We start from the raw sequence: 17993 nt of genomic DNA, 5'->3' as shown, positions 1-17993 counted from the left end.
CGGGAGAGGGCAGGGCGGTGGAGAGTCAGGCGGCAACGCCGCCCGTTTCACCCGTCCGGCCGTTGCGCCGTGCCACCACCCAGCCGATCAGCGCGCCCATCAGCATCACCAGGGCCGCGATCAAGAAGGCGGCGCCCGGATGCGGGAACAGCGGATCGCTGCCGACCGAGGCGGAATAGACCGTGCCGAAGAAGACCGGAGCCAGGATGCCGGCGACGCTCGCCACGCTCATGTTGGCGCCCTGCAACTGGCCTTGTTCGGATGGGCTGACCCGCTGTGTCATCAACGACTGGATTGTCGGCATCGCCAGCCCCCACAGCGCGTTCGGCACGATGGCGAAGGCGAACCAGCCGCCATCCGGCGCCAGCCCCATGCAGGCCAGCCCGAACGCCCCACCGAACAGGCCGACGACCATGGTGCCGCGGTCGCCCAGCCACTTCACCACGCGCGGCACCACCAAACCTTGCATGACCATGTCGAGCGCACCAACCATCGACAGCAGAAGACCGACATCCCAGGCGCTCCAGCCATAGCGGTGCGCGGCATAGAGCACAAAGACGGCGGGAAAGATCTGGTGGGAGACATGCAGCATGAAATTGACCATCGCCAGACCCGACAGTTCCGGATGCGAACGCAGCAGTTGGAACGCTCCGAACGGGTTGGCCCGGCGCCAGGAAAAGGCCATGCGGTTTTCCGGCGGAAGCGATTCCGGCAGCACCACCAGACCATAGAGGAAGGCCAGCCCGCTGAGCAGGCCCGCCCCCCAGAAGGGTGCACGCGGCGAGATCTCGCCCAGCACTCCGCCCAGCAGCGGTCCGGCGATGAAGCCGGCGCTGAAGGCGGCGCCGATCAGGCCATAAGCGCGCGCCCGCTGCTCCGGCGGCGTCACGTCGGCCATATAGGCGAAGACCGTGGTGAAGCTGGAGGAGGTGATGCCGGCAACGGCACGGCCGACCACCAGCCACCACAAATTCGGCGCCACCGCCATCAGCACATAGTCCGCCGCCAGCCCCAGCGCCGACAGCAGGATCACTGGCCGCCGGCCAAAGCGGTCCGACAGCGACCCGATCACCGGCGAGGAGAAGAACTGCATCAGCGCCCACAGCGCCACCAGCGCACCGTTGATGGTGCCGGCCTGTGCATCGGCCCCGGCGAACTCCTCGATCAGCGCCGGCAGCACCGGAATGACGATGCCCATCGCCACGATGTCGAGTGCGGCGGTGACGAGAATGAAGGCTATCGCGGCCTTGCGCGGACGAACGGACGACATGGAAAACCTTTGAACTCAAAAGATGTAAGCGCCCAAAAGGGACGCGGGCGTGCCCCGGCCGGAATGGGCGGCCCGGACGGCATCGCGAAGTTGGGGCGGATCATAGAGGAAGCGAAGGCGATTTGGAAGCGGAATATTTCCGATAGCGGATGTTTTATCGCGACGGGCCGTCAAAGCGCTGACATTCTGACATTGCGCTACATGCGCTTACAAGAGAAAAACACATAAGTTCGATTATGGAAATTTCCTGAATGGTCGGCTAAACCTCCAGGGCTTCATAGCCTGCCGAATCCTGATTGAGGGAGAAACAAAAAAGCTCCTGTCACCATCCGGTGACAGGAGCTTTTCGCGTTTGCCGAACACGGCGCAGACAGCGTCAGCCGAAGCGGCCGGTGATGTATTCGGAGGTCTTTTCCTTGGTCGGATTCGTGAAGATCTCTTCCGTGTTCCCGAACTCGATCAGCTCGCCCAGATACATGAAAGCGGTGAAGTTGGAGATGCGGGCCGCCTGCTGCATGTTGTGGGTCACGATGGCAATGCAGTAGTCGGACCGCAGCTCGTCGATCAGCTCCTCGCACTTGGCAGTGGAGATCGGATCGAGCGCCGAGGTCGGCTCGTCCAGCAGCAGGACCGACGGCTTCACCGCGATGGCGCGGGCGATGCACAGGCGCTGCTGCTGGCCACCGGACAGGCTCATGCCGTTCTGGCGCAGCTTGTCCTTCACCTCGTCCCACAAGGCGGCGCGGCGCAGCGAGAACTCCACACGCTCGTCCATGTCGGCGCGCGACAGCTTCTCGTACAGCTTCACGCCGAAGGCGATGTTGTCGTAGATCGACATCGGGAACGGCGTTGGCTTCTGGAACACCATGCCGACGCGGGCGCGCAGCAGGTTCAGGTCCTGCTTGGGCGACAGGATGTTGACGCCGTCCAGCATGACCTCGCCGGTGGCGACCTGCTTGGGATAGAGGTCGTACATCCGGTTCAGGATGCGCAGCAGGGTCGACTTGCCGCAGCCCGACGGGCCGATGAAGGCGGTGACCTGGCGGTCGTAGAGCGGCAGCGAGATGCTCTTCAGCGCGCGATAGCCGTCATAGAAGAAGTCCAGGTTGCGGACGGTGATCTTCTCGGGCAGGCCGGCACCGGCGATGGCACGGTCGGCGGCGGCGCCGGCCATCATGCCGGGGGGCATCGGGTGGCTGCCGTGGGCTTGGCTGTTGGCGTCCATGTGGGTCATCGTCATGGTTACTTTCTCGTCGTGCCGAGACCGGCCAGCAGCCGGGCGCCGATGTTGAGGAGCAGGATGGCGACCGTGATCAGGAGCGCGCCGCCCCAGGCCAGCTGGCGCCAGTCCTCATAGGGCGACATCGCGTACTGGAAGATGACCACCGGCAGGTTGGCCATCGGCGCGTTCATGTCCGCGCTCCAGAACTGGTTGTTCAGGGCGGTGAAAAGCAACGGCGCGGTCTCGCCGCTGATGCGGGCGACGGCCAGCAGCATGCCGGTGATCATGCCGTTGCGGGCGGCACGGTAGGCGACCATCGTGATCACCTTCCATTGCGGCGCACCGAGCGCGGCGGCGGCCTCGCGCAGGCTGTTGGGCACCAGCTTCAGCATGTCCTCGGTCGTGCGGACGACGACCGGGATCACCAGCACCGCGAGCGCCATGGCGCCCGCCCAGGCCGAGAAATGGCCCATGCGGATCACCAGCACCTCGTAGACGAACAGGCCGACCATGATCGACGGCGCGCTCAGCAGCACGTCGTTGATGAAGCGCACCACCTCGGCCAGCTTGGTGTTGCGGCCGAACTCCGCCAGATAGGTTCCGGCCATGACGCCGACCGGGGTGCCGACCGCGGTGGCGACCGCGGTCATGACGACGCTGCCGAAGATGGCGTTCAGCAGGCCGCCCTCGCCGCCCGGCGGCGGGGTGTTCTCGGTGAACAGGCTGAGGTTGATGGCCGACAGCCCGTTGTAGAGCAGCGTCCACAGGATGGCGACCAGCCAGAACAGGCCGAAGCCGGCGGCCCCCAGCGCCAGCGACAGCGCCAGCTTGTTGGCGATGCGCCGGCGGTGATACAGCCCGCCGATGGGGGTCGCCAGCGTCGCGGAATTGGACATCGTCATGGGCCTCAGACTCCGGCCTTGCGCTGCAGGCGCAGCAGCATCAGCTTGGCGATCGACAGGACGGCGAAGGTGATCAGGAACAGGATCAGGCCGAGCGCCACCAGCGAGGAGGTGTAGACGTCACCAACCGCCTCGGTGAACTCGTTGGCGATGGAGGCCGAGATCGTCGTGCCCGGCGCCATGATCGAGGAGCTGATGCGGTGCGCGTTGCCGATGACGAAGGTAACCGCCATCGTCTCGCCCAGCGCGCGGCCCAGCCCCAGCATCACGCCGCCGACGACGCCGGTGCGGGTGTAGGGCAGCACCACGTTCCACACCACCTCCCAGGTGGTGGCACCCAGCCCGTAGGCGGATTCACGCACCATCGGCGGCACCGTCTCGAAGACGTCGCGGGTGATGGAGGTGATGAAGGGCAGAACCATGATGCCCAGGATCAGGCCGGCGGTCAGGATGCCGATGCCGTAGGGCGGCCCCATGAACAGGTTGCCGATGCCGGGGATCTGGCCCAGCGTATTGATCAGGAAGGGCTGGATGGTCGACTGCATGAAGGGGGCGAAGACGAACAGGCCCCAGATGCCGTAGATGATGCTGGGGATCCCGGCGAGCAGCTCGATGGCGACGCCGAGCGGGCGCTTCAGCCAGGCGGGGCACATCTCGGTGATGAACAGGGCGATGCCGAAGCTGACGGGAATGCCGACAGCCATGGCGATGACCGACGTTACCAGCGTGCCGTAAATGGGGGCGAGCGCGCCGAATTCCTCCGACACCGGGTTCCAGACTTCGGTTCCGACGAATCCGAAGCCGAACGCGCGGAGTGCCGGCAGCGCGCCGTCGATCAGGGAAACCGTGACGCCGCCCAGAATCAGCAGGACGAGCAGCGCGAATGCGAGGGTGGCGTTGCGGAAAGCCGCATCCTGCAGGCGCTGGCGGCGGGCCCGTCGGGCGGTGGAGGCGTGTGCGTCGGTCAAGGTCAGCGCGATCTCGGTCATGGCCGCTCCGTGAGGCGTGCGGTGGGGACGGCGCAATTTCCGTCCCCTCCGGCGATCATGCCCCCGGGCGCGCCAACCAGCGGCCCGCCCGGGGTCGGTTGGCCGTCGTTACTTGGCCGACGCGGTCCAGACCGGCTTGCCGTCGGCCTGGATGGTCTGCGACCAGGTCTTCTGGACCAGCGACACCACGGCGTCCGGCATCGGGACATAGTCCAGCTCGGTCGCCATCTTGGAGCCGTTCTTGTAGGCCCAGTCGAAGAACTTCAGCGCTTCGGCCGAAGACGCCACGTCCTGCGGGGTCTTGTACATCAGGATGAAGCTGGCGCCGGTGATCGGCCAGCTCTCCGCACCCGGCTCGTCGGTCAGCAGGACGTAGTAGCCCTTGGCATTGGCCCAGTCGGCGTTGGCGGCGGCAGCCTGGAAGGCCTCGATCTTCGGGGAGACGGTCTTGCCGTCCTTGTTCTGCAGATCGAGATGGGTGATGTTGTTCTGCTTGGCGTAGGCGTATTCGACGTAGCCGATCGAGCCGTCCGTCTGCTTGACCATGTTGGCCACGCCCTCGTTGCCCTTGGCGCCGATGCCGGCCGGCCACTGGACGGAGGTGTTGGCGCCGATCTGGGTCTTGAACTTCGGGCTGGTCTTCGACAGGTAGTCGGTGAACAGGAAGTTGGTGCCCGACCCGTCAGAGCGGTAGACCGGGGCGATGGCGGTGTTCGGCAGGTTGACGTTGGGGTTCAGCGCCTTGATCTGCGCGTCGTTCCACTTGGTGATCTCGCCCATGTAGATGTTGGCGAGAACGGTGCCCGACAGCTTGACCTCGCCGGCCTTGATGCCCTTCAGGTTCACGACCGGAACCACGCCGCCCATGATCATCGGGAACTGGATCAGGCCGGCCTGCTCCAGCTCTTCCGGCTTCAGCGGCATGTCCGACGCGCCGAAGGTGACCGTCTTGGCCTTGATCTGCTTGATGCCGCCGCCCGAACCGATCGACTGGTAGTTCAGGCCCGTGCCCGTCTCCTTCTTGTAGGCGTCGGCCCACTTGGCATAGATCGGGTACGGGAAGGTGGCGCCGGCGCCGGAGATGTCGGCGGCCGAAGCGACCGAAATCGGGGCGACCGACACGGACAGGACGGCCAGGGCACCGAAGGCAGCGCAGCGAACGAACGCCGAGGTCATGGTTTTCACGGCTAAACTCCCGATAGGTTTGGACGGTTTGGTTGGGTTTTTCGGAAAAGCCCGGCCTTGGCCGGATGTCGGAACCCGCCTTCTTCGTCGCGGTGACCATAGCCGCCGCCGGTGACGGGTTTGTTTTGTTTACGTGTCAGTTTTATGAAACCGACCCGTTCGAGACCGGGAACGCGAAGTCCTGGCAAGGCTCATCGCGCGGCCCGGATTTCCTGGAGGAACAGATGCACGGCGGAGCCGAGGTTGGTCGCCTCGTGCGACAGGCCTTCCGCCACCAGCAGCACGTCACCGGCTTGGGTACGCACCTTGGCCGCGGCCTCGGACAGGCCGGCGACATGGTCCGACGCCGCCTGGGTGCCGACCGCCACACGGTGCGAGCTGTCGACGATGCTCGACGTGATCACCGCCTGCTCCTCCACCGCCGCGGCGATGGCCGAGGCGTTGGATTCGATGCGCTGGACGCTGCCGGTCATGGCCGCCACCACCTCCGCCGTCTCGCGGCTGGCCGCCTGGGTCGCGGCGATCTGGCGGGCGATCTCGGCGGTGGCCTGGGCGGTCTGGCCGGCAAGGGCCTTCACCTCTCCGGCGACCACGGCGAAGCCGCGGCCCATCTCCCCTGCCCTCGCCGCCTCGATGGTGGCGTTCAACGCCAAGAGGTTGGTCTGGCCGGCGATCTCGTCGATCAGCCCGACGACGGTGCCGATCTCTCCCGCCGTGCTCGACAGGTCGGCGACGGTGGCCTTCACCTGCTCCGCTCCGGCGGCGGTGTCGCCGATGATGCGGGCCGATTCGCCGGTGCGCTTGCTGATCTCGGCGATGGACTGGGAGATTTCCGAAGCGGCGGTCGCCACCTGCTGGATGCCCGCCGCCATCTCGCCGGACAGCTGCATCGCGGCCTCGGCGCGGTCGTTGGCGTTGGCGGCGATGTCGGTCAGCGAGCGGGCGCGGGCGGCCATCTGGCGCGCGGCCTCGGCCAGCGTTTCGACGCTGCTCAGCACGTTGCGTTCGAACTGGTCGGCGATCTCCAGCATGCTGGTGCGGCGGGCCGACGCGGCGTTGCGGCGCTCGATCTCCACCTTCTCGTGCGCCTCTTCCATGGCGCGGGCGTTGGCGATGAAGACGAACAGCGCACGGGCCATGTCGGTGATCTCGTCATTGCCGTCGGCCTTCTGCTCGACCGTCAGGTCGCCGCCGGCGACCCGGCGCATGGCATCGGCGAGCGTCTCCATCCGGCCGACGACGCGGCGCCCGACATAGAGCGAGACGATCAGACCGGCCAGCAGCACGCCGGCGGTCGCCAGCAGGATTTGAACCTGATTGGTGCGCTCCAGCGCCTCATGGGCGGCGGCGGCCCCGTCGGCGGTCGCCTTTTCCGCCGCCTGGACCAGCCCGTCGACCATGGCGGTGAGGGTGGCGCCGGTGCTGCGGTTGCTGTCGATCAGCGCGGCATTCTCGGCATAGGCCGCCAGCTCGCCGGCCCGCAGCGCCAGGATGCCGTCGTTGCCGAAGCCAAGGTCCAGCAGCCGCTCCGCCAGCCGGCGGACCTCCGCCCCCAGATCGTCGCCGGACGCGGCCAGGGTGCCGCGGATCGTTGCGGCCAGCGGGTCCAGCATGCGGCGGGCGGCAGTCAGACGGGCCGGCGTCTCGGCGTTGCCGGCCTCCGCCAGCTTGCCGGCCAGCAGGTTGGCGTCGGCCATCAGGCCGCTCAGGACGGTGTAGCGCTGCTGCGCCGCCGGCACCGTGTTGGTGGACAAATCCTGCATCCGTTCGGCGATCGCATTGCCGGCCTCAGCGATGCGGCCGCGCGAATTCAGCATCAGCGGCAGCATGCGGGCGTTGGCGTCGCGGTCCAGCCGGACGATGTCGTCGACGCTGGCGTTTAGCGACTCGGTCAGCTTTTGCCCTTCCGCCTCCGGAATCCCGGGGCTCAGCTGACGGACGCGGCGGGTGTAGACGCTGGCATCGCCATCGCCGAAGGCGGCCAGCTCGTTGATCGTCGCCACCACCGGGGCCGCCGCCTCGCTCTTCGCCAGCGGACGCAGTGCGCCCTGCAGGTCGGACAGCGCGGAGTCGAAGTCGGTGGAGAGCGACATCACCTTGGACCGGTTGGTCTCGAAGGCGCCGATCAGCAGCGATTTTGCCAGGGCCGCTTCGGCACCGCGCAGCTGGAACAGCGGGATCACCGTCTGCCCCAGTTCGGCGCCGATCACCGCGGAGGATTCGGAGGTCGCCTGCACCATCGCGGAAATCGCCTGGGCCAGCTGTTCGCGCGAGGCCTGCATGTCCGGCTTCAGCGCGGCGAGCAGACGGGCATGGGCATCGCTCAGCTCCGCCAGCCGGCCGCTGCGCTGTTCCTGCAAGGTCAGCCGCCGTCCGGTCGCCGTCCCCAGCGCATCGATGGTGCCGAGCAGCGAGCGCGCGGTTCCGGTCAGGTCGGCGACGCGGGCCGCATCGCCACCAGCATGGCCCTGTCCGCCGGCCAGCTGGGCGAGCTGACCATCCAGCGTCCGACGCTGCTCGCCCGCCGCATTGCGCAGCCGGACCAGATCCTCCTCCGACGAAGCGGCGTCGATCAGCGGCCCCAGCGCCAGCACCCGCGCCGTGGTGGTGGCAAGGCCATGGGCGGCGCTGAGCACCGGCACCTGCGTCCCTGTGATGTCGGCGACATGGCCGCGGACGGCGCCGTAGGACATCCAGCCGACCACCGCCGCGATGCAGGGCAGTGCCGCCACGGTTCCGAAGGCGATCAGCATCTTCGACTTGATGCCGGACCGCCGGCGCTGGTCGATAGGCTTTGCCATATGGGCCACCCGTGGCTTGGAGGTTGTCCGTACCGCGCCCGCGGTTCTCCGCAAGCCGGCCGGTGCCATGGGTAGCCCTTCTGGTTGGATGAATCGGTGACGGTTGGATGAAGTTTTCGCTACGCACAATCGAAAGATTGCCGGAGGCCGGAAATCATCGGTCGCGCAGGCGGTCATGGTGAATCGAACGTAAACAGCGCGTGAAACGAATAGCGGCGCCCGACTGGGCCGGACGCCGCGTTACTGCACGCATACCGCGTAGAATCTGGAAGGAATGCCGACGTTACACCGGCGGCGCCGTCCGACGCAGGCTGTCACGGTCAGAAGCCTTGGTGAACCAGGCGGTGAGCGCCGGGCGCCCCACGCGCCAATCCTCGTGCCCGAACCGGAAATCGAGGTAACCGAGCGCCACCAGCACCGACAGGATGCCGATGGTCGCCTCACCCTCCAGCGACGCGGCCTCCGCCTCCAGCAGGTCGAGCGAACGGGCCACCGCCTTACGCTGGCGTTCCATCCAGTTGGCCGATTTTTCGCCGTCCGGACGCATGGATTCCAGCCGGCGCAGGATGGCGGCATCACAGATGCCGTCGGCGACGGCCTGCTGGCGCAGCGCCGTCCAACGGGCCGGGCCGGCCGGCGGGAACAGCGGCGCCCGGTCGCCCAGCGAATCGAGATACTCGACGATCACCGGGCTGTCGAACAGCGTGGTGCCGTCCTCCAGCGTCAGGGCGGGGACCTTGCCCAGCGGGTTGTCCGTCGGCAGATCGGTGTCGGCCGACCAGGGATCGGTCGTCACCCGCTCCACCCGGTCCTCCAGCCCGCGTTCGATCAGGACCATCATCACCTTGCGCACATAGGGCGAGGTGGGGCTCCAGCGCAGCTTCAACATGGACGCTCCTTCCGCATTCGATTGGTTGTCGGCAAGCTTCACCCGCGGAAATGGTCCTTGCGCCGGCGCAGTTCGGCGAACACCTCCACCGACGGGGCGCCGGTCATGCCGATGGCGGCCTGGACACCGGGATCGTCGGCGCGCAGGAAGGGGTTGGTGCGCCGTTCCATGCCGATGGTGGTGGGAAGCGTCGGCCGGTTCCGCTCGCGCAGCTCCGCAACCTCCTCCATCCGCTGATGCAGGGCGGCGTTGGCGGGATCGACGGTCAGGGCGAAGCGTCCATTCGACTGGGTGTATTCGTGGCCGCAATAGACCAGGGTCCGGTCGGTCAGCGCCCGCAGGCTTTGCAGCGACTCCCACATCTGCGCCGGCGTGCCTTCAAACAGACGGCCGCAGCCCAGCGAGAACAGCGTGTCGCCGCTGAACAGGGTTTCCGCCGCCTCGAACCAGAAAGCGATGTGGCCGCTGGTGTGGCCGGGCACGGCGAAGACACGGGCGGTCTGCTCGCCGAACACCGTACGGTCGCCGTCGCTGAGTGCCACATCCATGCCGGGGATGCGGTGGGCGTCGGCACGGGCGCCGACCACGCTGGCGCGATGGCGCTCCTTCAGTGCCGCCGCTCCGCCGATATGGTCGTCGTGATGATGGGTCAGGAAGATGTGGGTCAGGGACCAGCCGCGCCGATCCAGCTCGGCCTGCACCGGGGCAGCGTCGCCGGGATCGACCACACCGACCTTGCCGGATGCCGCGTCGCGCAGCACATAGATATAGTTGTCGGCGAAAGCCGGAACGAGAATGACCTCCACGGCAGCGGACTCCCTGCTGTTGCGATACGAAACCCGTGTTACGCTTGGGATACCATGTACACAGATATCGTCGATCTGAGGGAGTTCTACGAGTCCGGATTGGGGCAGACGGCCCAGCGGATGATCCGGCGGCGCATCCGCACCATCTGGCCGGACGTGCGCGACCAGATCGTTCTCGGCGTCGGCTACACCACACCCTACCTGCGACCCTTCATGGGCGAGGCCGACCGGGTGGTGGCGGTGATGCCGGCCAGCCAGGGCGTCAGCTTCTGGCCGGCGGAGGGGCCCGGCATGGTGGCGCTGGGCGACGAGGCCGACCTGCCCTTCGGCGACAACACCATTGACCGCGTGCTTCTGGTCCATGGGCTCGAGGGCACCGAGCAGTTGCGCCCGATGATGCGCGAGATCTGGCGCGTGCTGGCCGGCGGCGGCCGGGTGCTGGCGGTGGTGCCGAACCGCCGCGGCCTGTGGGCGCGCGCCGACTGGACACCCTTCGGCCACGGCTTTCCCTATTCCGCCTCGCAGCTGAAGCAGGTGCTGCGCGACACCATGTTCGTGCCGGAACGCACCCGCCACGCCCTGTTCATGCCGCCGCTCCGCTCGCACTTCCTGCAAAAGACGGCACCCGCCTGGGAAGAGGTCGGCGGGCGCTGGTTCAAGGCCTTCGCCGGGGTGACGATGATCGAGGCGTCGAAGCAGATCTTTGCCGGCGTGTCGCGCCGGGCGGCGCAGCAGCCGGTGAAGCGCCGGCTGATCGTGCCGCTGCCGGGCGGTGCGGCCCCCGCCGCCAGAAGCGGCACCCCCCGCACCACCATCGCCGGCGGCGATTCCGTCGACTGCCAGCAGCCTTATCCGCGCGTCTGACGCAGCGCGTCGGTGACGCGGCCGGCGAGACCGCTGCCCAGGCTGCCGGCCCGCTCCGCGATGCTGCGGCTCAGCGCGGTCAGCTCCTCAAGATTGCGGGTCACGCCCCCCAGCGTCTGTTCGGCGTCGCCGATCCGCTGTTCCGCCGCCATGGCGTCCTGACGCGAACGGTCGAGCGACCGCGCGACCTCCGAGGTCAGGGTCGCCTGCTCGTCGATGGCGGCGGCGACGGTGCCGTTGATCGCCTGGATCGAGCCGATGGTGGAATGGATGCGGCCCAGCGCCTCGTCCACCGCGGCGGTTTCCTTTTGCAGATTGGCGACCTGATCGGCGATCTGCTTGGTGGCGTCGGCGGTCTGGCGCGACAGTGCCTTCACCTCGTTGGCGACGACGGCAAAGCCGCGCCCGGCCTCTCCCGCCCGCGCGGCCTCGATGGTGGCGTTCAACGCCAGCAGGTTGGTCTGGCTGGCGATGGCATTGATCAGCTTCACCACGCTGGCGATCTGTTCCGCGGCGGAGCGCAGCGAGTTCATCACCGTGGTGGCGCGGTCGCTGTCCGACGCCGCGGCAAGGCTGATCTCCCGCGCCTTGCTGGTGTCCCCGGAAATCTGGTCGGAGGTCGAGGCCAGCCGGTCGAGCATGCCGGCGATGGCGCTGACCGAGCCATCCACGGCACGCGCCGCCCCCGCGGCATCGGCGGCCTGCCGCAACCCATCCGTCCCGGCGGAGCGGACGGCCGCGACCGCCGATTCCAGCTTGCGGCCGGCATCGGCCAGTTCGGTGGCGAACCCGCCGACTTCGCGCTCGACCCGTTCCGACAATTCGCGCATCAGGGCGACCCGGCGGGTTTCCGCCGTTTCGGCCCGCAGGGTCGCCAGCACCCAATGGCGCGCGAGGCGGGCGAAGCGGCGGGCCTGATCGGCCGGCGCCGCGATGGCGAGCGCCCCGACCCGCTCTCCGTCCAGCTCGATGGCGATGGCATAGCCTTCCCGCATCGTGCCGCCCGACTTGGCCGCCTCATCGCGGGTGACGGCACGCTCGTCCAGCCGGCGGGCCACGATGTCGCCGGCGACCGGATGGCCGGTGCCGATCCGCTCCCGCGCGGTTGAGGCGATGACGGCACCGCTCTTGCCGGCGATGGAGACGACGGAGTCCAGTTCCCGGCCGATGGAGTCGCAAAGATCCTGTGCGATGGTGGCGCTGATGTCCAAGACGCTTCTCCCCTTCTTCCCGTTTATGGTTTTCAATCGGATTTCCACGGCACATCCCGTTGTAACGGGATATGCCAGTCGCCGAATTACCGCGTTGCGAGCACTGCTTTCGCCCGCACGCAATGTTCAGACAGTACACACAACATTTACGAACGAAGAGTTGAAAGAATGACGCAGCCGACCGTTCTGGTGCTTCCCGGTCTGGGCAACTCCGGCCCCGATCATTGGCAGAGCTGGCTGGAAGGCCGTCTGCCGGCCCTGACCCGCGTCGATCTGGGCGATTGGGATGCGCCGGAGCCGGACCGCTGGGTGGAGCGGCTCGACGACGCGGTGCGTGCCGCGCCCGGTCCGGTCGTGCTGGTCGCGCACAGCCTTGCCTGCATCCTCGTCGCCCGCTGGGCCGCGGCCAGCGACAGGACGGAAACGGTCGCCGCCGCTTTGCTGGTCGCCCCGCCCGACGTCGAATCACCCCAGACGGTGCCGGCCGAGGCCTGCCGCTTCGCCCCGGTGCCGACCGATCCCCTGCCCTTCCCGGCGGTGGTGGTCGGCAGCCGCAGCGACCCCTACTGCACCGCCGCCCGCGCCTGCGGCTTCGCCGCGCTGTGGGGCGCCGACTTCATCGACGCGGGCGAGGTCGGCCACATCAACGGCGCCAGCGGCCATGGCCCCTGGCCGATGGGTGAGACGCTGCTGAAGGACATGCTGGCCCAGATCTAACCTCCCCTTGCCGCTGCGGGCGAAAGGGTGCGACACAGGAGCGTCGTCGCGCGCCCGCCAGCGGATTGGAGCTTATGACCGGTCTTCCCATCGTCGAGGCCGCCCCGGCCAAGCTGAACCTCTACCTGCATGTCACCGGCCGGCGCGCCGACGGCTATCACGAGCTTGACAGCCTCGTCGCCTTCGCCGAGTTCGGCGACAGCATCGCCCTGACACCCGGTGCGGCACGGGTGGCCCTGCGCGGTGCCGACCTGCCGCCGGCCGGCCCGCGTCTGGCCATCGCCGGTCCTTTCGGCCCGGCCCTGATGGGCGAGTCCCCCGCCAGCAATCTGGTGATGCGCGCCGCCCATGCCCTGGCCGTCCGGCTGGGGCGCGAGGCCGACGTGATGATCGCCCTGACCAAGGCGCTGCCGGTCGCATCGGGGATCGGCGGCGGATCGGCGGACGCCGCCGCCTGCCTGCGGGCGCTCGCCCGGCTCTGGAGAGTGGCGCCGGACGACGCGGCGCTGTTTGCGGTGGCCGCCGGGCTGGGCGCCGACGTGCCGGTCTGCGTCGCTGGGCGAAGCTGCTATTTCGGCGGCATCGGCGATGAGTTGGACGAGGCGCCGGACCTGCCGGAAACCCATGTGGTCCTGGTCAACCCGAATGTCCCGGTACCGACCCCGGCGGTGTTCAAGGCGATGGCGGCCGCCCGCGCCAAAAGCGGCGCCGGTTTCTCCACCCCTGCCCGCTTCACCCGCAAACCGGCCGACGCGGCCGACCTCGCCGCCCTATTGCTGGAGCGGAACAACGACCTGACCGCCCCGGCCCTGACGGTGGCACCGGTGATCGCCGACGTGCTGGCGGCGCTGGAGCGCAGCGCCGGCTGCCTGCTGCCCCGCCTGTCCGGCAGCGGCGCCACCTGCTTCGGCCTCTACGCCACGGCGGCGGCGGCCGACTCCGCGGCCAAATCCATCGCCGCTGCATCGCCTGGCTGGTGGGTCAGGCCGACCCGGCTGCTCCCAACCCCAGCCGGCGCCCCCGCCCTGCCGCGCGGGATCGTCGCCGATCCGGCGGCGGCCGTCCCACCGCCTCCGGTCCCCTTCCCCGACACCGGCGGCTGGGGCGTGGGCTGACGAGCGCTTACGCCCGCATGTAGCCCCAGCCGTCCGCCTGCGCCTCGGCGATGTCGAGGACGCCGGCGGCGACCACCGTCAGCCCCTCGGCGGTCCGGCCGGTCTTCGCCAGCGTGTTGCCGCAGACCCGCAGGAGCCGGTCGGTCTCCGCATCCGGGCTGTCGAGGGCCGCGGCGACCGCACCGGCATTGACCACGATGCGCACCTCCGCATCCGGCCGTGCCTTCAGCAGGTTGCGGGCATTGTTCCGCGCCCGCTCCAGCGCGGCCGGGGTGGGGGCGTGGATGACCAGCCGCAGGGGAGATGCCATGTGCGGAGATGCCATGTCCGTCACTTCTTCTTTGCCGCGTCATGGAAGGTGAAGTCGAACAGCGCATCGACATCCACCGGTTCGGTGATCTGGGCCAGCGATTGCTGGAAGGCCTGCATCCGCTTGGTGGAGTCCAGGATCACCCGCGGGTCGTCGATGAAGGTCGTCGCGTCCGAGGTCAGCGCCGCCCGCATCACGTCGCGTTCGACCAGTCCCTTGCCGATGATGTCGGTCACCAGTTCCGCCGTGCGGTCCGGATTGGATTTGGCGAAGGCGGTGGCGCGGATGTGCAGCTTGACCAGTTCGGCCACCGCGTCGCGGTTTTTGGCGATGGCGTCCTCCGTCACCACCAGCACCGCACCCGGCTGCTTTGGGAACATGCTGCCGGCCTTGGCGATGATCGCCGCATCCTGGAGACGCGACTGCACCAGCGTCAGGATCGGCTCCAGGATCGACGCGCCGTCGATGGCGCCGGTCAGCAGAGACTGCTGCAAGGGCTGTTCGCCCATGCCGACGATCTCGATATCCTCCGAGGGGATGCGGGCGATCTCCGCCATCCAATAGCGCAGCACCGTATCCGGCACCGATCCGGCGGGCAGCGAGCCGATCTTCGGCCGCCGGCCGTTGGCGGCGCGGAAGGCCTTGACCCCCTCGGCCGGGCTGGCGGCGCCGGCCATCGCCTTCACCAGCGGGCCACGGCCGATCAGCGCCACCTGATCGATGACGTTGGCGGCGACGACCTTCAGCTTCACCCCTTTCGAGCGGGCGATCATCGCCGGTCCGATGCCGACATAGGCGACGTCCAGCGTCCCGGACGCGAGCGCCTGGATCATCGCCGGCCCCGACTGGAAGCTGGTGGTTTGCAGCGCAAGACCGGCATCCGCCGCCCAACCCTCGCCCGTCAGCACATAGAGCTGCGTCATAGGGATGATCGGGATATAGCCGACCCGCAGGCCGGTCGCCGCGAAGGCCGGCAGCGACGCGGCAGCGGCGGCGATGCCCAAGGCCGCCGCGCCCAGCAGAAGCTCGCGCCGGCTGACGTCGGGAGCGGTCGGACGGTCGGAATCGGTGAACTGGCTCGGGTTGGTCTGCGGCATGACGGTCTCCTTTTGCCGCGCCAACCTAGTAGGGCCAGCCGCAAATTTCAATTCACGGCCGGTCCCGACAGGAGGAACCCCGAATCAACACTGCACATTTGTTTTACCGTCAGGCCGGCAACCGGCGACGGACCGGGCGGATCAGCCACAGGTTCAGTGCCAGACTAACCAACGCTGCGCCGCCGATCACCCCTGCCATCGGCATGGCGGTGCCGTCGGCCATCAACCCGACCGCCCAGCCCGACAGCGCGCCGGTGCTGAATTGCAGCATGCCGGCAAGCGCCGACGCGGTGCCGGCCATCTGCGGGAAGGACTGCAACGCCCCGGCCATGGAATTGGCAAAGCAGAATCCGGTCACCGACATGAACAGGAACAGGCAGCCGACCAGCCCCCACAGCCCGCCCCAGCCGCTCAACACGCAGGCGACGAGCAGGATGCCGGTTGCGGCGGCCAGCCAGACGCCGATCCGCAACATCACGTCCGAGCCGAAGCGCATCACGGCGCGGCTGTTCAGCGTGTTGACGATGATCATGCCGACGATGTTCAACCCGAACAGGAAACCGTAATTCTCCGGCCGCACGCCGAACAGCTCGATGTAAACGAAGGGCGAGCCGGAGATGAAGGCGAACATCCCCGCATAGATGAAGGACGATCCCACCGCATAGCCCAGGTAACGGCGGTCGGTCAGGAGCTTGCGGTAGGCTTCTCCCAGCACCATCGGGCGCAGGCTGGTGCGCCGCGAGTCGGGATGGGTTTCCGGCAGGCTGGCAAGCGCCAGCAAGGCGACGATGCCGAAGGCGGCCTGCGCCCAGAAGATCCAGCGCCAGTTCGCCCACACCAGGATCTGGCCGCCGATCAGCGGCGCGATGATCGGGGCAGCCCCCATCACCAGCATCATCATCGACAGGACGCTGGCCGCCCGGTCGCGCTCGAAGACGTCGCGGATCATGGCGCGGACCAGCACCGGCCCGGCGCAAGCCCCCACCGCCTGCACGAAGCGCCATGCCGCCAGATGGCCGACATCGACGGTCATCGAACAGCCGACGCAGCCGATGGCGTAAAGCAGGATGCCGGTCGCCACCGGAATCCGCCGGCCGAACCGGTCGCTCAGCGCCCCCCACAGCAGCTGTCCGACGCCGAACCCCAGGAAGAAGGCCGACAGCGTCCACTGCACCTGGTCCTGCGCCGCATGCAGGTCCCGGCCGATCGCCGGCATGCCGGGCAGATACATGTCGGTGCCCATCGGCCCGAACGACATCAGCACGCCCAGTGCTGCGATGAAGAACGGGCTTTCGGCAGGCGAACGGGAACGGACGGCGGCAAGGCGCGCGAGCATCGGGAAATCCGGATATGAAGGAATGGGGAGTCGGCCGGACGGAATCCGCAGCTTTCAAGCTGATCCCTTCATTGCCCGACGCAAAGTCCTGTCTCGGCATGGCAGCGTTGAGCAAGCCGCGACGTAACGCCGCCGCGACAATCTGGGTTCAGGTCAAATCACCGCGGTTACGGCGCAATAAAATTCTGGTTCGCTCCAGTAATCCATGCCTAAAATTGAACCCGGTTCACAGGCTTCCACCCAGCCAGAGGCCGCGCCATGCCGCACCCCACCCGCCGGTCGGTCCTGTCCCTCGGTGCCGCCGGCACCGCCCTGGCGCTGCTTCCGCACCACGCGCATGCGGCAGCCATCCAGTCCACCCAGCCCGCCCTCGTCCCTGGGCTGGTCTATGCCGCCGGGCAGAAATTCGACAAGAGCTTCAACGAGGGCGCCTTCACCGGGGCGGAGCGGTTCAGGAACGCCACCGGCATCGCCGTCACCGAATATCTGCCCTCCACGCCCGTGCAGTTCGATCAGGGCGCGGCCTCGCTGCTTCGGCGCGGGGTGACCGATCTGGTCGCCATCGGCTTCTACTACGCGACACCGCTGGCGCGGCTGGCCCCGGCGCACCCGGCGGTCCGCTTCACGCTGATCGATGCGGTGGCGGAGGGACCGAACATCCGCTGCGTCACCTTCAAGGAGCAGGAGGGATCCTTCCTTGTCGGCGTGCTGGCGGCGCTGGCATCGAAAAGCGGGACCGTCGGGTTCGTCGGCGCGCTCGACATCCCCCTGATCCGCAAATTCATCGCCGGTTACGAGCAGGGCGCCCGCCATGCCCGCGGCGACATCAAGGTGCTGGTGAATTTCGTCGGCACCACGCCGGCCGCCTTCAACGATCCCGCCAGCGGGGCCGAGGTGGCGCGCAGCCAGTTCCAGCGCGGCGCCGACGTGGTGTTCGCCGGGGCCGGCGTCTCCAACTTCGGCATCTTCGCCGCGGCGAACGAGGCAAGGCGGCTGGCCATCGGCGTCGACAGCAACCAGAACTACCTCTATCCCGGCTCCATCCTGACCTCGATGCTGAAGCGGGTCGATCTGGCCGTGGAATCGAGTTTCGAGGCGGCCCGTCAGGGCCGATGGAGCGCCGGCACGGTGGCGCTCGGCCTTGCCGAGTCGGCGGTCGATTATGCGCTCGACGAAAACAACCGCGATCTGGTGACGACCGCGATGGTGGAGGCGGTGGAGGCCGCCCGCCGCGGCATCGTCGCCGGCCGCATCCCGGTGGCCGACGGAAGCTGAGCCA

At 68.1% G+C, this 17993-nt stretch carries 16 protein-coding genes; 4 read left to right on the top strand and 12 right to left on the bottom strand.

The window, feature by feature from the left end:
- Positions 1 to 25 precede the first annotated feature (25 nt).
- The 8 genes from TSH64_RS07605 to gloB form a co-directional block, all read right to left on the bottom strand.
- Positions 26 to 1270, bottom strand: a complete 1245-nt coding sequence (locus TSH64_RS07605; RefSeq protein WP_109096218.1) for a TCR/Tet family MFS transporter — start codon at positions 1268 to 1270, stop codon at positions 26 to 28.
- A gap of 376 nt (positions 1271 to 1646) precedes the next feature.
- Positions 1647 to 2510 (bottom strand): phosphate ABC transporter ATP-binding protein PstB, encoded by an 864-nt coding sequence (gene pstB, locus TSH64_RS07600; RefSeq protein ID WP_282188099.1) that lies wholly within the window; start codon positions 2508 to 2510, stop codon positions 1647 to 1649.
- A gap of 2 nt (positions 2511 to 2512) precedes the next feature.
- Positions 2513 to 3394: a phosphate ABC transporter permease PstA gene (gene pstA, locus TSH64_RS07595; protein ID WP_109096217.1), complete on the bottom strand. Its 882-nt coding sequence runs from the start codon at positions 3392 to 3394 to the stop codon at positions 2513 to 2515.
- A 5-nt stretch (positions 3395 to 3399) separates the two neighbouring features.
- A complete protein-coding gene (gene pstC, locus TSH64_RS07590) occupies positions 3400 to 4383 on the bottom strand; it encodes a phosphate ABC transporter permease subunit PstC (protein WP_109096216.1) in 984 nt (327 codons plus the stop codon).
- Positions 4384 to 4491: 108 nt separating this feature from the next.
- A complete protein-coding gene (gene pstS, locus TSH64_RS07585) occupies positions 4492 to 5559 on the bottom strand; it encodes a phosphate ABC transporter substrate-binding protein PstS (RefSeq protein ID WP_109096215.1) in 1068 nt (355 codons plus the stop codon).
- A gap of 200 nt (positions 5560 to 5759) precedes the next feature.
- Positions 5760 to 8369 (bottom strand): methyl-accepting chemotaxis protein, encoded by a 2610-nt coding sequence (locus TSH64_RS07580; protein ID WP_247872809.1) that lies wholly within the window; start codon positions 8367 to 8369, stop codon positions 5760 to 5762.
- A gap of 283 nt (positions 8370 to 8652) precedes the next feature.
- Positions 8653 to 9258, bottom strand: a complete 606-nt coding sequence (locus TSH64_RS07575) for a glutathione S-transferase N-terminal domain-containing protein (RefSeq protein WP_199237504.1) — start codon at positions 9256 to 9258, stop codon at positions 8653 to 8655.
- Positions 9259 to 9296: 38 nt separating this feature from the next.
- A complete protein-coding gene (gene gloB / locus TSH64_RS07570) occupies positions 9297 to 10064 on the bottom strand; it encodes a hydroxyacylglutathione hydrolase (protein ID WP_109096213.1) in 768 nt (255 codons plus the stop codon).
- A 54-nt stretch (positions 10065 to 10118) separates the two neighbouring features.
- Between gloB and TSH64_RS07565 the strand changes: the two genes are divergently transcribed.
- Entirely contained in the window at positions 10119 to 10928 is an 810-nt protein-coding gene (locus TSH64_RS07565) for a methyltransferase domain-containing protein (RefSeq protein ID WP_109096212.1), read from the top strand.
- Here TSH64_RS07565 and TSH64_RS07560 read toward each other — a convergent pair.
- Positions 10913 to 12139, bottom strand: a complete 1227-nt coding sequence (locus TSH64_RS07560) for a methyl-accepting chemotaxis protein (RefSeq protein WP_109096211.1) — start codon at positions 12137 to 12139, stop codon at positions 10913 to 10915. The two genes, TSH64_RS07565 and TSH64_RS07560, sit on opposite strands and share 16 nt — an antisense overlap.
- A gap of 168 nt (positions 12140 to 12307) precedes the next feature.
- On the opposite strand from TSH64_RS07560, the gene TSH64_RS07555 reads away from it, so the two are divergent.
- Both TSH64_RS07555 and TSH64_RS07550 read left to right on the top strand, forming a co-directional pair.
- Positions 12308 to 12856 (top strand): alpha/beta hydrolase, encoded by a 549-nt coding sequence (locus TSH64_RS07555; RefSeq protein WP_109096210.1) that lies wholly within the window; start codon positions 12308 to 12310, stop codon positions 12854 to 12856.
- A 74-nt stretch (positions 12857 to 12930) separates the two neighbouring features.
- Positions 12931 to 13971, top strand: a complete 1041-nt coding sequence (locus TSH64_RS07550; RefSeq protein ID WP_109096209.1) for a 4-(cytidine 5'-diphospho)-2-C-methyl-D-erythritol kinase — start codon at positions 12931 to 12933, stop codon at positions 13969 to 13971.
- Between the two features lie 7 nt (positions 13972 to 13978).
- Here the strand turns inward: TSH64_RS07550 and TSH64_RS07545 are convergent, their stop codons facing one another.
- The 3 genes from TSH64_RS07545 to TSH64_RS07535 all read right to left on the bottom strand — a co-directional run bounded on the left by TSH64_RS07545 (position 13979) and on the right by TSH64_RS07535 (position 16714).
- Complete coding sequence (locus TSH64_RS07545; protein WP_199237502.1) at positions 13979 to 14296, bottom strand: hypothetical protein; 318 nt, start codon at positions 14294 to 14296, stop codon at positions 13979 to 13981.
- A gap of 5 nt (positions 14297 to 14301) precedes the next feature.
- Positions 14302 to 15378 (bottom strand): ABC transporter substrate-binding protein, encoded by a 1077-nt coding sequence (locus TSH64_RS07540; protein ID WP_109096207.1) that lies wholly within the window; start codon positions 15376 to 15378, stop codon positions 14302 to 14304.
- A 109-nt stretch (positions 15379 to 15487) separates the two neighbouring features.
- The gene (locus tag TSH64_RS07535) at positions 15488 to 16714 is read right to left on the bottom strand and encodes a Bcr/CflA family multidrug efflux MFS transporter (protein WP_109096206.1); all 1227 of its coding nucleotides are present in this window, start codon (positions 16712 to 16714) and stop codon (positions 15488 to 15490) included.
- A gap of 258 nt (positions 16715 to 16972) precedes the next feature.
- On the opposite strand from TSH64_RS07535, the gene TSH64_RS07530 reads away from it, so the two are divergent.
- Positions 16973 to 17989, top strand: a complete 1017-nt coding sequence (locus TSH64_RS07530) for a BMP family ABC transporter substrate-binding protein (RefSeq protein ID WP_109096205.1) — start codon at positions 16973 to 16975, stop codon at positions 17987 to 17989.
- Positions 17990 to 17993 lie beyond the last annotated feature (4 nt).

Source organism: Azospirillum sp. TSH64 (assembly GCF_003116035.1).
Lineage (GTDB): Bacteria > Pseudomonadota > Alphaproteobacteria > Azospirillales > Azospirillaceae > Azospirillum.
This window is presented reverse-complemented; position numbering and strand designations above follow the sequence as displayed.

Bases quoted from the DNA above. Each gene is read 5' to 3' on its own strand.
- TSH64_RS07605 (WP_109096218.1), bottom strand. From the start codon at position 1,270: ATGTCGTCCGTTCGTCCGCGCAAGGCCGCGATAGCCTTCATTCTCGTC.
- pstB (WP_282188099.1), bottom strand. From the start codon at position 2,510: ATGACGATGACCCACATGGACGCCAACAGCCAAGCCCACGGCAGCCAC.
- pstA (WP_109096217.1), bottom strand. From the start codon at position 3,394: ATGACGATGTCCAATTCCGCGACGCTGGCGACCCCCATCGGCGGGCTG.
- pstC (WP_109096216.1), bottom strand. From the start codon at position 4,383: ATGACCGAGATCGCGCTGACCTTGACCGACGCACACGCCTCCACCGCC.
- pstS (WP_109096215.1), bottom strand. From the start codon at position 5,559: ATGACCTCGGCGTTCGTTCGCTGCGCTGCCTTCGGTGCCCTGGCCGTC.
- TSH64_RS07580 (WP_247872809.1), bottom strand. From the start codon at position 8,369: ATGGCAAAGCCTATCGACCAGCGCCGGCGGTCCGGCATCAAGTCGAAG.
- TSH64_RS07575 (WP_199237504.1), bottom strand. From the start codon at position 9,258: ATGTTGAAGCTGCGCTGGAGCCCCACCTCGCCCTATGTGCGCAAGGTG.
- TSH64_RS07565 (WP_109096212.1), top strand. From the start codon at position 10,119: ATGTACACAGATATCGTCGATCTGAGGGAGTTCTACGAGTCCGGATTG.
- TSH64_RS07555 (WP_109096210.1), top strand. From the start codon at position 12,308: ATGACGCAGCCGACCGTTCTGGTGCTTCCCGGTCTGGGCAACTCCGGC.
- TSH64_RS07550 (WP_109096209.1), top strand. From the start codon at position 12,931: ATGACCGGTCTTCCCATCGTCGAGGCCGCCCCGGCCAAGCTGAACCTC.
- TSH64_RS07545 (WP_199237502.1), bottom strand. From the start codon at position 14,296: ATGGCATCTCCGCACATGGCATCTCCCCTGCGGCTGGTCATCCACGCC.
- TSH64_RS07540 (WP_109096207.1), bottom strand. From the start codon at position 15,378: ATGCCGCAGACCAACCCGAGCCAGTTCACCGATTCCGACCGTCCGACC.
- TSH64_RS07535 (WP_109096206.1), bottom strand. From the start codon at position 16,714: ATGCTCGCGCGCCTTGCCGCCGTCCGTTCCCGTTCGCCTGCCGAAAGC.
- TSH64_RS07530 (WP_109096205.1), top strand. From the start codon at position 16,973: ATGCCGCACCCCACCCGCCGGTCGGTCCTGTCCCTCGGTGCCGCCGGC.